A 12,622-nucleotide genomic window follows, 5' to 3' on the forward strand; every position below is an offset into this window, starting at 1 on the left:
TATGCAAACGATATCCGCAACAATCGATACACGCTTGTATCGCACCGAAATAAAATCTTCCAGCGATAATGTTATAATTGCCGATGAACCTCAAGAAATGGGTGGCAAAAATTTAGGCTTTAACCCTACCGAACTTTTGGCTGCCTCACTGGCTTCCTGCACGCTGATTACGCTACGAATGTACATCAATCGCAAACAATGGGATGTGTCTGAAATTTCGATTAAAGTAGATTTTGAAAGAGATACCGAGCGAAACGTAGCACAATTTACCAGAAAAATTGAGGTTATTGGAGAAATTGACACCACACAAAAACAACGTCTGGAAACTATTGCCAACAGCTGTCCGATTCATAAAACATTGACACATTCAATCGAAATTAAAACCACTTTAATATAATTTATCATGAAAATAGAACAAACAAACGACGGAAGAAAAGGCTATTTTGAAGCTCTAGAAGAAGGGAAACAAGCCGGAAAAATGACCTATACATGGGCAGGTGACACCAAATTTATCATTGATCATACCGAAGTAAATGAAGCATTTAACGGAAAAGGTGTTGGTAAAAAAATGGTTATGGCAGCTGTAGAATATGCACGAGAAAAAAATATAAAAATCCTTCCGCTTTGTCCTTTTGCCAAAAGTGTTTTTGATAAGACACCAGAGATTCATGATGTACTTTTTTCTTAAGGATCTAAGTTTTTTTTACCGCAAAGCACACAAAAAATTACACAAGGTTCGCAAAGTTTTATAGGTAAAGCTTTGCGAACTTTACGTTTGTATTAAGTCTGCAGATAAAAAATCTTGCGTTCTTTGCGTTAAAAAAAATATCACGAAAATCAAATTTTTTAATCTCCTCCAAAAGTCATATATTTGCATGTAATTTAAACTTAGAGTATGTCAAGGATAATTACACTTTTCTGTTTTTTTATAGCACAAATCGGCTTTTCTCAATCAGCTGAAAATTATTTAGAAAAAATCAGAAATAACGAAGCTCTCTTAACAGCTTTCTTTCAACAAATGCCAAAAGGCGGCGATTTACACCATCATTTTTCGGGATCAGTTTATGCAGAACCTCTTTTGGAAAGAGCTATTGCAGAAGATTTTTACCTGAATACAGAAACGATGGAAGTCGCCAAAACAAAAGCTTCAAAAGGCAATTGGGAGACTTTTTCTTCACTTAAAAACAATGGAAAATTAGACTTTTACAAACAACAAATCATGCAAACCTGGTCTGCTAAAGATTATAATGGTTCTGTACCTTCTGATGATTTATTTTTTGATTCCTTTCTTAAATTTGAAACCACTATTGCCGGTCATTTTGCAGAAGGTTTGGTTGAATTAAAAAAACGAGCGCTTACAGAAAATGTCAGTTATATCGAAACACAACTGTCAACGATTCCGTGTGATATGAAAGTGGATGATTTAAGTGTTTTTAATGTAAAATTGCACGAAGCGGCAGCAGTAAAAGATGAGAAAGCCGTGCTACAACTTTTAGACGAATTGTATCAATCAATTCAGAAAAAAGAGGCCAAAAAATATGCTGAGGATTTTAATACCAATTTCATCGCAAAACTACACAACGATTTAAAAATAGACGATGACCGTTTTACCATGCGCTATCAAAATTTTGTTCTTCGTTTCATGAATCCGGTTGATTTGTTCAAAAACCTGACTATTGCATTTATTTCGGCAAACAGCAGCAAATTGGTGGCGGGTGTCAACATCGTTTCTCCAGAACATGGCGATACTTCTATGAAGGACTACTGGCTGCACATGATGATGTTTAAATATTGTCATACTAAATTTCCTGCTGTAAAATATACGCTTCACGCTGGCGAACTCACTTTAGGATTGGTACAACCAGAAGATCTAACCTGGCATATAAACGATGCTATTTATATAGCGGGTGCCAACAGAATCGGACACGGAGTAGACATTGCATACGAAGCAAACTCTTATGATTTGTTGCGCTATATGGCAAAAAATACTATTCCGATCGAGATTAATTTGGCTAGTAACGAATTTATTTTAAAAGTAAAAGAAGGACGTCATCCATTTACACTTTACAAAGAATTTAACGTACCCATCGTAATTAGTACTGACGATGCAGGAATTTTACGCACCAACATGACCGAACAATATGTTTTACTTGCCAAAAGATATCCTGATGTTTCGTATGCCACCATCAAACAATATGTTTATAACAGTATCAACTACAGTTTTATTCAAGATGAAGCTGTAAAAAAACAATTACTTAAGAATTTGGATGCAAGATTCAAAACTTTTGAAAATCAATTTTCGAAGAATTAAATATTTTTTATGCCAAAGATTAAAGGAGTAAAAAGGATTATTTTTTAATATGCATTTAATTTGTGGCAAAAAATAAAACTAAACAATGAACATCAAACTTATTGCCATTGGCAAAACCGACAATAAATCGTTGCAGACTTTGATAGACGATTATACCAAACGTTTGTCGTTTTACATCAAATTTGATTTGGAGATCATTCCAGATATCAAAAACGTAAAAAACTTATCTGAAAGCCAGCAAAAGGAAAAAGAAGGCGAATTGATTCTCTCGAAACTAACGCCAACCGATCAATTAATTCTTTTGGATGAAAACGGAAAAAACTTCTCAAGTGTTGGTTTTTCTGAAGAATTGCAAAAAAAGATGAACTCAGGAATTAAAACGCTGGTATTCGTAATCGGAGGTCCTTACGGATTTTCAGAAACAGTTTACAGCAAATCGCAAGGTAAAATTTCGCTTTCGCTAATGACGTTCTCACACCAAATGGTACGCTTGTTTTTTATCGAGCAATTATATCGCGGATTTACTATTTTAAGGAATGAACCGTATCACCATCAATAACGTTTAATCGTTGATTTGTTGATTTTGGTTAATCCTAAAATTATTTAGTAGATATACTCTTTTTCGTCATTTATAAAAACGAAAGGAATCTTTTTATCAACTATCGTTTTTACCAATATTTTACATTGAATATAATCTCCATAAAGCATCTTTTTATCGTATGAAAATATAATTTCAGCTTTAGGATTTATTACTAAGCTATCCAGAAAAGGTTGCAAATTATTTTTAGGAAAATCATACGTTTTTCTACCTCTATATTCTATCATCCCATTTTTTCTGAAATACAATTGGCTGCTGTTTTTACTGACATTTTCCATTTTATAATACACTTTCGTGAAAGGTAAAAAGGCTAAATTCTTTCCGACAGTATCGGCGTAAGAGTAATAATTCTCGGCTTTCTCATTTTTATGAGCGCTGTCTCCGCGCTTTTTTTCCTGCAACTTCATTACTTCGGGAATTACCAATTTTAAAGGCAGACGTTTGTCGATATTAAAAATCCAATTGGTCGAAATAATACTGTTTTTTCGGTTTACATCGGCGATTGTGTCTTTTCCTTCGATTTTAAAAAAGATGTAAATAGGCGAATGATCCTCTACTTCTTTTACCACAGAAACATTGGATTTTGGTAATAATACATCTTCCTTTTTTCCGCAACTAAAAAGAATTAAAGTAATAATTAAAGTAATATATTTCATAATTATTTATTTTTTAAAAACACAAGGTATGTCATTTCGACTAAGGAGAAATCTCCGCAAGAAACTCGGTAAAGAAAAGCCAATCTTTGTCGATTCTGCAACGAAGATTTCTCCTTCGTCGAAATGACAAATTGAAGTGTTTATTTATCTTATAAACTAATCTTACTAAACAAAGTAACACATTCTACCGCTTCTTTTACATCGTGAACACGTACTATTTTTGCCCCTTTTGTCAATGCAATGGTATTCAAAACTGTTGTTCCGTTTAAGGCTTCTTGCGCAGTCGTTTGCAATGTTTTATAAATCATCGATTTTCTCGAAACACCAGCCAAAACAGGCAATTCTAGTATATTAAAAAGTTCCATTTTTTGCAAAACTTCATAATTTTGATCGGTTGTTTTGGCAAAACCGAAACCAGGATCGAGGATCAAATCGTTAATTCCTAAACTCCTTGCTTTTTGCACTTTTTCAGAAAAATAGAACAACATTTCTTTTACAATATCGTCGTACTGCGTTAGACTTTGCATTGTCTGCGGATTACCGCGCATGTGCATCATGATATACGGAACGTTGTACTTTGCAATCACGTCAAACATTTTATTGTCTAACTCTCCGGCGGCAATATCGTTGATCATTGCTGCTCCGCTTTCTAAACTCACTTTTGCCACTTCGGCTCTAAAAGTATCAATTGACAATAGAGCTTCAGGAAAATGCTTTAAAATAATTTTAATGACGGGAACAATACGTTCTATCTCCTCTTTTTCAGAAACAAATTCGGCACTTGGTTTGCTCGAATACGCGCCAATATCAATAAACGTGGCGCCATCAGACAACATTTTATCTACTTGCGAGATAATTTGCTCCTCATTTTTATATTTTCCTCCATCAAAAAAAGAATTTGGCGTAACATTTAAAATTCCCATTACTTTAGGAATCGACAAATCAATCAGTTGGCCTTTGCAGTTAATCAGCATTTTTATTGTTTTTGTTTCAGGTTTCAAGTTTCAAGTTGTTGGCATTAACACTTTGTTTAGAAAAAACTTGAAACAAAGAAAACCTTAAACTTGAAACTCTTAAAAAATTATCCTTATTTTTGAAGAAATTTTAGCAAATATACAGCAATAAATGAAGAATACTTCCCTTGAATATGATAATGTAATTACAGTTTGCCGCACTTTATTTGTCAACAAAATGAAAGATTACGGCAGCGCCTGGCGTATCTTGAGATTGCCTTCTCTAACCGATCAGATATTTATAAAAGCACAAAGAATCAGAAGTTTACAGGAAAACGAAATTCGCAAAGTAGACGAAGATGAACAAGGAGAATTCATCGGAATCATCAATTATTCGATCATGGCTTTAATTCAATTAGAGTTAGGCGTTGTTGATCAACCTGATCTGGATGTAGAAAAAGCAACTGAATTGTACGATGCTAAAATTAAGGCGACCAAAGAATTAATGGAAGCCAAAAATCACGATTATGGCGAGGCTTGGCGCGATATGCGTGTAAGTTCGTTAACAGATTTGATTCTCCAAAAACTCCTTCGCGTTAAGCAAATTGAAGACAATAAAGGTAAAACTTTGGTCTCTGAAGGTATTGATGCCAATTATCAGGATATGATCAATTATGCTGTTTTTGCCCTAATTTTAAATCCTATTAAATAAATATTAAGCTGCGAATTACATTATTTAAGTGTTGTGATTTGTCGCAAAAAAAATTAAAATATGAAAAACATCCTTACTCAGTTTTCCCGATTATTTGTCGGAGTATTATTTATCATTTCCGGATTAATAAAGCTTAATGATCCTGTTGGATTCTCTTATAAACTAGCAGAATATTTTAGCGAACCAGTTTTTAACATGCCGTTCTTAGAGCCGTTGGCATTGGCATTGGCGATTATTTTGGTTATTCTCGAAGTGGTTTTGGGCGTAATGTTGCTGGTAGGATATAAGTCAAAAATAACGATTGGAAGTTTACTGATTTTAATTGTCTTTTTTACCTTCCTTACCTTCTACTCTGCTTATTTTGATGTTGTAAAAGATTGTGGCTGCTTTGGCGACGCTTTGCACCTTACACCGTGGCAATCGTTTACAAAAGATATCGTTTTACTTTTCTTTATTCTGATTTTATTTTTCAATCAAAAATTAATAAAACCGTTATTCACAACTCAAAAAACCAATTTTACAGTGTATGCAAGTGTGGTCTTATGTGCCTTTATGGCGGTTTGGGTTTTGAACCACAATCCTATAAAAGATTTCCGTCCTTACAAAGTGGGAACGAATATCGAAAAAGGAATGGAAATTCCAGAAGGAGCGCCAAAATCTGTGGTTGAAATGATTTTTATCTATAAAGTAAACGGCGTTGATAAAGAATTTAGCGAAAAAGATTTGATGAACATTCCCGAAGGAGCCACTTTTGTTGACCGAAAAGACAAAGTAATCACAGAAGGTTATGTGCCGCCAATTCACGATTTCACCATGACAAAAGACGATTCTGATTATAAAGAAGAGCTGCTAAAAGAATCAAAACTATTGATTTTTGTTACCTACGATTTGAAATTGTCTGCACAATCTGGAATGGAGAAATTAGAAAAACTTAGTCAGGAAGCAAAAGCAAAAGGCTACAAGGTAATTGCCATGACGGCTTCTGGAGCTGATGAAATTGCAAAAGCAAAAAAACAATTTGGCTTAAATGTAGATTTTTATTTCTGTGATGCCACGACCTTAAAAACGATCGAAAGAGCCAATCCGAGTATTGTGGTTTTACATAACGGAACTGTGATTCAGAAAGTACATTATAACGATATTAAGGACTTGAAATTATAATATTTTCTCTTCTTAAATCATAAAAAATCGGTGAGTCACATTTGTGTTTTACCGATTTTTTTTATGTCAAAAGCTATTTTTTTTCTCCAAAACCAATTTACAGAATATAAAATAGACTTTTTTTTTATCCTTTTGGAATTCTCTTCTAAAAAAAAATATTAAAAACATCATTTTTGCGGCCTACTATTACGATTTCAGAACCTTTTTTCTAACCAAAATTTTAAGATTTGTTATAAAATAAAGGAGTGTTCAAATTTTGTTAATCTCCATTTGGCATTCAAATTGTTTGATTAACTTTGTTTAAAACAAATTAAAATGAAACAAATAGCACTACTACTTTTTGCCGTTATAACTTTTTCTTGCTCACAGGCACAAAAAACAAATTTTTCTAAAGAGGCTTTATCTCAAAAATTATTAGCTACAGATGACAGCCAGGTTACTTTCAAAAACATCTTAAAAAAATACAAAGGAAAAACTTTGGTGATCGAAGTTTGGGCTTCCTGGTGTGGCGATTGTATAAAAGCAATGCCTAAAGTAAAAGAACTACAAGCCAATAATCCAGATGTTTCGTACTTATTCCTTTCGGCTGATAAAACGGCTGATAAATGGAAAATCGGAATTGAAAAACACGAATTAAAGGGCGATCATTTTATGATGAATGACGGTATGAAAGGTGTTTTTGGAAAAGCCATTGACCTTGACTGGATTCCGAGATACATCATTGTTGACAAAACAGGTAAGATTGTTTTGTACCGAGCAATCGAAACAGATTTTGAAAAAATCAATGAGACTTTATCGAGCCTGAAATAAGTTTGAGATGTAACTTCAATAAAAACAAAAATTAAAAAATAAAAACTACCAAAATGAGGAAAAAAATTGTTGCAGGAAACTGGAAAATGCATAAAAATGCTGGTCAAACAGAAGAATTACTAAACGAATTAATTGCTAAAATACCAGCACAGACTACTGCTCAGGTAATTGTTGCACCAACATTTGTAAACTTAGCTGCTGCTGTGGCAAAAGTAAAAAACACAACTATTGGAGTTGCAGCACAAAACGTTCATCAGGCAGAAGGTGGTGCATTTACAGGAGAAATTTCTGCAGACATGCTTAAAAGCGTTGGTGTCAATACTGTGATTTTAGGCCACTCTGAGCGCAGAGCTATTTTTCACGAAAGTGATGCCTTAATTGCATCTAAAGTTGATACTGCTTTGAAACATGAAATGACTGTAATTTTTTGTTTTGGAGAAGAATTGAAAGATCGTCAATCAGGAAATCATTTTAATATTGTCGAAAATCAATTACGTGATGGTGTTTTTCATATTGCAAAAGAATCATGGACCAATATCGTACTGGCATACGAGCCTGTTTGGGCAATTGGAACGGGAGAAACGGCTTCGCCGGAACAAGCGCAGGAAATGCACGAATTTATTAGAGAAACCGTTCGTAAAGCTTTTGGAGCAGCTATTGCCGATGAAGTTTCTATTTTGTACGGTGGTTCTGTAAAACCGGATAATGCCAAAGAGATCTTCTCTAAACCGGATGTGGACGGTGGTTTAATTGGAGGAGCTGCTCTTAAAGCTGATGATTTCTTAGCAATTGTTACTGCAATCTAATTTTAGATTTATATAAAATTGAAAGCGATACTTAACGGTGTCGCTTTTTTTTATTCATAAAAATCAACCTCATTAATCTTTTTTATCAAACACAACTAATTCATTTTTAAGACTTTAAACAATTATTTTAAAAATATTTACTTAGATACATTGTTATACTATGTATTTTGTTATACATTTGCTTTATGAATGAGACATTTGTAACAAACTGGAAATCACAGGTAAAAAAAGGAACTTTGACCTTTATCATCCTGAACGTACTCAAAAATAATGAGTATTATGGCTATGAACTTATTGAACAAATAAGGAATCACACTGAAATAGAGATTGCAGAAGGTACACTTTATCCGTTAATGAATCGGTTGAAAACTGAAGATTTAGTCATTTCAAAATGGGTAGAGCAAGAAACCGGCATTCCAAGAAAGTACTATTCGCTGACCCCGGCCGGAATAGCAACTTTAAGTCAGATGAATGTGTACTGGGAAAATTTAGAAAAATCAATCAAAAAAATCATCAAATGAAAATAGAAGCCATACAATTTGAGCAAAAAGCTTCGCAGAGAATTTATAACGATTATATGAAGCGCATCAAAAAAGCGACAAATTCGTTATCAAAAGATAATCAGGATGACATCTATATGGAATTTAACAGTCATATTTTTGAAGCAATTCAGTACAAAAATAACACAAACGAAATTGATTCACTTTTAGATATTATTGAAAAACTAGGAGCCCCTGAAGAAGTATTGAAACCGCTTGTGGCAGATAAAAAACTGGAACAAGCTACCAGAACATTCAATCCTGTTCATGTTTTTAGAGCATTGATCTTGAATTTTACCAACGGAATTTCGTATGTCATTTTCTTTATTTTATACCTGTTTTTATTCGGATTTGTATTTTTGATTTTTGCTAAGATCTTTAATCCAGAACACGTTGGCTTATTTATAAAAGAGCATTCTGCTTCTATTTTTGTACTAGGAATGATGAGCCCTGAAGATAAATTGCATAGTAATGCTGTAGAAATTTTAGGCAATTGGTTTATTCCTGTCATGATCCTTTCTACATTTTTGTTTTACTTTCTGATTACCCTTTTATTAAAATTTAAAAAATCAATTAATCAAAAATAACCCTTATGAAAAAACTAATCTTTTCTTCACTGCTTGCCTTTATTCTTACAAGCGGATTTGCTCAAAATTTCAACTCAAAACGACTCGACAGTCTCTTTCAGCTTTTAGATAAAAATAATAAATACATGGGAAGCATCGCCGTTTCTGAAAACGGAAAAGTCATTTACTCGAATGCTGTTGGATATGATAACATCTCAACTTCAAAAAAATCAGATACAAATACAAAATACCGAATTGGTTCTATTTCTAAAATGTTCACTACGGCTTTAATTTTTAAAGCTATCGAAGAGAAAAAATTAAATCTCAAGCAAACAATCGACAAATACTTTCCAACGGTAAAAAATGCTAATAAAATTACGATTTCAAATTTATTAAATCACCGAAGCGGAATTCATAATATTACCAACAATGAAGATTATAGTTCATGGGAAACCCAATTTCAGTCAAAAGAGAAAATGATTGAAAGAATTGCTACAGGAAAAATAGAATTTGAACCTGATACCAAAGCTGATTACAGCAATTCGAATTTTATTCTACTCACTTTTATATTAGAAGACGTTTACAAGAAACCGTACAGCGAAATTATAACCCAAAAAATCATCAAACCTCTACAACTAAAAAACACGTATTATGGAGGAAAAATCAATTTAGATACAAAAGAGTGTAACTCGTATACTTTTTCGGGACAATGGAAAAAAAGCACAGAAACAGACCTATCTATCCCACAAGGCGCTGGAGCACTTGTTTCTAACCCCACAGATTTGACTATTTTTATCGAAAACCTTTTTGCTGGAAAAATAATTTCATTAGAAAATGTAAATTTAATGAAAACCATAAAAGACAAATACGGAATGGGAATGTTTGAATATCCATATTTTGAAAGAAAAAGTTACGGACACAGCGGTGGAATTGATGGTTTCAGGTCTTTACTGAGTTATTTCGAAAAAGAAAAACTTGCGGTTGCCCTTACTTCAAACGGACTGAATTACGATCTAAATAATATCATTTTATGTGCGTTGAGTTCTTATTTCAACAAACCTTTTGAAATGCCTAATTTTGAAAAAGTAACATTAAAACCCGAAACATTAGATCAATATTTAGGCACTTATGCCAGTTTAGAAATTCCACTAAAAATAACCATTACTAAAAAGGACGCATCCTTGATGGCACAAGCAACTGGTCAATCTGCATTTCCTCTAGAGGCAAGTAGCGCAACAGTTTTTAAGTTTGATCAGGCTGGGATCGTCTTAGAATTTAAGGCCAGTGAAAAACAAATGACTTTAAAACAAGGAGGAAAAGAATTTTTATTTACAAAAGAATAAAAGCAATATAAAAGCATAAAAAAAGCTAGTTTCTGAATTTGAAACTAGCTTTTTTTATATGTTTTAAAAATGCGATTTTATCTTTCACATTTTACAAAAATCATTATTTACATAAATATACTTAAAATAAAATAAACCAATCCAGCCAAAATTGCCGATATAGGAATAGTCAATATCCAAGCCCAGATCAAACTAACGGTTACTCCCCAACGAACTGCTGAGACACGTTTTGTTAATCCAACTCCAATAATAGAACCTGTAATTGTGTGGGTTGTACTTACTGGAATTTTTAAATGCTCAGTAAAATATAATGTTAAAGCTCCAGCTGTTTCTGCGGCAACACCTTCAAAAGAAGTTACTTTTGTGATCTTAGAACCCATTGTTTTTACAATTTTCCAACCACCACTTAAAGTTCCTGCTGCAATTGCAGAATAACACGCTAACGGAATCCAACCCGGCATTACACCTTTTATACCCATATCATCATTTGGCAGAACAACGTCTAACCATGAAGCCATGTGAACTCCCGGATTTGTATTGATATAAACTGCAACAGCCGCTGCTATAATACCCATTACTTTTTGAGAATCATTACCTCCGTGACCTAAACTAAAAGCCGCAGAAGATAATAATTGCATTTTCTTTAGCGCAGCATCAGCCTGATGTAGATTTAAACTACTAAAGATCAAACAAAAACCACTTACTGTTAAGATAATAAAGGCCACTAAAAGCCATTTGATATTATGCGGATCAAAAGCTACGCTCCAAAAATGCGAATCAAATCGAGGTTTTCCATGCTCAACAATCTCTTCATAAGGAACCATCAAGCGACTAACAACCCATACAGTAGCGATCATTAAAACAACTGTGAATATTTTAGGGCCAATAACTTTACGAGAAGCATTTAACAACCAGATTGAAATTAGGTATGATGCTAATGCTCCCAATAATGGTGCTAAAACAATAAAGGCAATAATGATAAGAACTCCCGAAGGCATTCCGCCATCTTTACCTGCTTTGTACCAACTTACGATTTCGTACCAATAATGTGTAGTTCCATCTTCGCCAACATAACCAGAAAAACCGTGTACTGCTATTGCGTGAGCCACAGCTGCTCCGGCAAAACCACCAATCAGAGTGTGTGATGAACTAGAAGGAATTCCTAACCACCATGTCAATAAATTCCAACAAATAGCCGCGATAACACCCGCCAAAATCACTACCAAATTAATCTCCATGGTATGTGCGGTTTTTGCTACTGTATCTGCAACACCAAATCCGAAAACCCAATAAGCTAAAAAGTTAAAAAAAGCTGCCCAAAGTACGGCCTGAAAAGGCGTTAGAACCTTTGTTGCAACAACTGTAGCTATAGCATTTGCCGCATCATGAAAACCATTGATGTAATCAAAAATTAAAGCTAATACTATAATAATTATAAGTAGCGTCATAAAATTATAACTTCAGAATGAAATAAATTGAATTTAAGAATGTTTTACCGAAATAGATTCTAGTATGTTTGCAACACTTTTACATTTGTCTGTTGCAGATTCTAAAACAGATAACACTTCTTTATATTTAATAATATTTTTAGCGTCTGTTTCGTTTTCAAAAATTTCAAAAACTGCTTTGTTATAAACGTTATCCGATTTGTTTTCAAGTTTATTAATTCTGGCACATGCCTCCTTAATAACATTCATGTTTTTTAAGTTGCTCAACTCTTTTACGGCACTGTCAATATTTTGACACGCCTCAAGGTTGATTTCGGTCATCTTTCTGATTGATTTTGTAATTTTATCAACCTGATATAATCTCATTCTGCTGGCTGCACCATGCAAATAATCAGCCACGTTATCAATAGATGTTATTAATGTGTGAATGTCTTCTCTATCGAATGGAGTAATAAAGTTTCTACTCAACTCTAAATTAGTCTGACGTGTAATGTCTTCTCCTCTTTGTTCTAACTCATCTATTTTCTGAAAAAGAACTTCTCTTTCTTTCAACGGAAGGTTTACAGCTTCGTGTAAATTAGAAGCCAATTCGATCAAATTGCTTGAAGCCTCTTCAAAAAGTGGAAAGAATTTTTTGTCTTTCGGCACTAAAAATTGGAAAATACTGTTTATTGACATTTTTATATTTTTGATACCGCAAAATTACTTCAATATTAATT

The 12,622-nt window shown here is 33.5% G+C and carries 15 protein-coding genes; 11 read left to right on the forward strand and 4 right to left on the reverse strand.

The genetic code is table 11. From position 1 onward, the window contains the following. The first annotated feature begins 1 nt into the window (after position 1). The 4 genes from J3495_RS07520 (at position 2) to rlmH (ending at position 2,870) form a co-directional block, all read left to right on the forward strand. The gene (locus J3495_RS07520) at positions 2 to 397 is read left to right on the forward strand and encodes an OsmC family protein (RefSeq protein ID WP_210665941.1); all 396 of its coding nucleotides are present in this window, start codon (positions 2 to 4) and stop codon (positions 395 to 397) included. A 6-nt stretch (positions 398 to 403) separates the two neighbouring features. After that, entirely contained in the window at positions 404 to 688 is a 285-nt protein-coding gene (locus J3495_RS07525; protein ID WP_210665942.1) for a GNAT family N-acetyltransferase, read from the forward strand. A 207-nt stretch (positions 689 to 895) separates the two neighbouring features. Next, the gene (locus J3495_RS07530) at positions 896 to 2,311 is read left to right on the forward strand and encodes an amidohydrolase family protein (RefSeq protein WP_210665943.1); all 1,416 of its coding nucleotides are present in this window, start codon (positions 896 to 898) and stop codon (positions 2,309 to 2,311) included. 85 nt (positions 2,312 to 2,396) lie between these two features. Next, the gene (rlmH, locus tag J3495_RS07535; protein WP_210665944.1) at positions 2,397 to 2,870 is read left to right on the forward strand and encodes a 23S rRNA (pseudouridine(1915)-N(3))-methyltransferase RlmH; all 474 of its coding nucleotides are present in this window, start codon (positions 2,397 to 2,399) and stop codon (positions 2,868 to 2,870) included. A gap of 44 nt (positions 2,871 to 2,914) precedes the next feature. Here rlmH and J3495_RS07540 read toward each other — a convergent pair whose 3' ends face one another. Then, positions 2,915 to 3,565 (reverse strand): hypothetical protein, encoded by a 651-nt coding sequence (locus J3495_RS07540; RefSeq protein WP_210665945.1) that lies wholly within the window; start codon positions 3,563 to 3,565, stop codon positions 2,915 to 2,917. 149 nt (positions 3,566 to 3,714) lie between these two features. After that, positions 3,715 to 4,539, reverse strand: coding sequence for a dihydropteroate synthase (gene folP, locus J3495_RS07545; RefSeq protein WP_210665946.1), 825 nt, complete (start codon positions 4,537 to 4,539; stop codon positions 3,715 to 3,717). 151 nt (positions 4,540 to 4,690) lie between these two features. On the opposite strand from folP, the gene J3495_RS07550 reads away from it, so the two are divergent. From J3495_RS07550 to J3495_RS07580, 7 genes are all read left to right on the forward strand, one after another. After that, positions 4,691 to 5,230: a DUF1599 domain-containing protein gene (locus J3495_RS07550; RefSeq protein ID WP_210665947.1), complete on the forward strand. Its 540-nt coding sequence runs from the start codon at positions 4,691 to 4,693 to the stop codon at positions 5,228 to 5,230. 60 nt (positions 5,231 to 5,290) lie between these two features. Further along, positions 5,291 to 6,391 (forward strand): BT_3928 family protein, encoded by a 1,101-nt coding sequence (locus J3495_RS07555; RefSeq protein ID WP_210665948.1) that lies wholly within the window; start codon positions 5,291 to 5,293, stop codon positions 6,389 to 6,391. A 315-nt stretch (positions 6,392 to 6,706) separates the two neighbouring features. After that, the gene (locus J3495_RS07560; RefSeq protein ID WP_210665949.1) at positions 6,707 to 7,201 is read left to right on the forward strand and encodes a TlpA family protein disulfide reductase; all 495 of its coding nucleotides are present in this window, start codon (positions 6,707 to 6,709) and stop codon (positions 7,199 to 7,201) included. A gap of 53 nt (positions 7,202 to 7,254) precedes the next feature. After that, a complete protein-coding gene (gene tpiA, locus J3495_RS07565) occupies positions 7,255 to 8,007 on the forward strand; it encodes a triose-phosphate isomerase (RefSeq protein ID WP_210665950.1) in 753 nt (250 codons plus the stop codon). 185 nt (positions 8,008 to 8,192) lie between these two features. After that, positions 8,193 to 8,528, forward strand: a complete 336-nt coding sequence (locus J3495_RS07570) for a PadR family transcriptional regulator (RefSeq protein ID WP_210665951.1) — start codon at positions 8,193 to 8,195, stop codon at positions 8,526 to 8,528. Continuing rightward, on the forward strand, positions 8,525 to 9,133 hold the full coding sequence (locus tag J3495_RS07575) for an HAAS signaling domain-containing protein (protein ID WP_210665952.1): 609 nt from the start codon (positions 8,525 to 8,527) through the stop codon (positions 9,131 to 9,133). Before J3495_RS07570 ends, J3495_RS07575 begins: the two co-directional genes overlap by 4 nt. Positions 9,134 to 9,138: 5 nt before the next feature. Further along, on the forward strand, positions 9,139 to 10,455 hold the full coding sequence (locus J3495_RS07580) for a serine hydrolase domain-containing protein (protein ID WP_210665953.1): 1,317 nt from the start codon (positions 9,139 to 9,141) through the stop codon (positions 10,453 to 10,455). A 107-nt stretch (positions 10,456 to 10,562) separates the two neighbouring features. Here J3495_RS07580 and J3495_RS07585 read toward each other — a convergent pair whose 3' ends face one another. Both J3495_RS07585 and J3495_RS07590 read right to left on the reverse strand, forming a co-directional pair. Next, positions 10,563 to 11,903, reverse strand: a complete 1,341-nt coding sequence (locus tag J3495_RS07585; protein WP_210665954.1) for an inorganic phosphate transporter — start codon at positions 11,901 to 11,903, stop codon at positions 10,563 to 10,565. Positions 11,904 to 11,936: 33 nt separating this feature from the next. Further along, positions 11,937 to 12,581, reverse strand: coding sequence for a DUF47 domain-containing protein (locus J3495_RS07590; protein ID WP_210665955.1), 645 nt, complete (start codon positions 12,579 to 12,581; stop codon positions 11,937 to 11,939). Positions 12,582 to 12,622 lie beyond the last annotated feature (41 nt).

The sequence above is a fragment of the Flavobacterium geliluteum genome, from assembly GCF_017948595.1.
Taxonomy (GTDB): domain Bacteria; phylum Bacteroidota; class Bacteroidia; order Flavobacteriales; family Flavobacteriaceae; genus Flavobacterium; species Flavobacterium flavipigmentatum.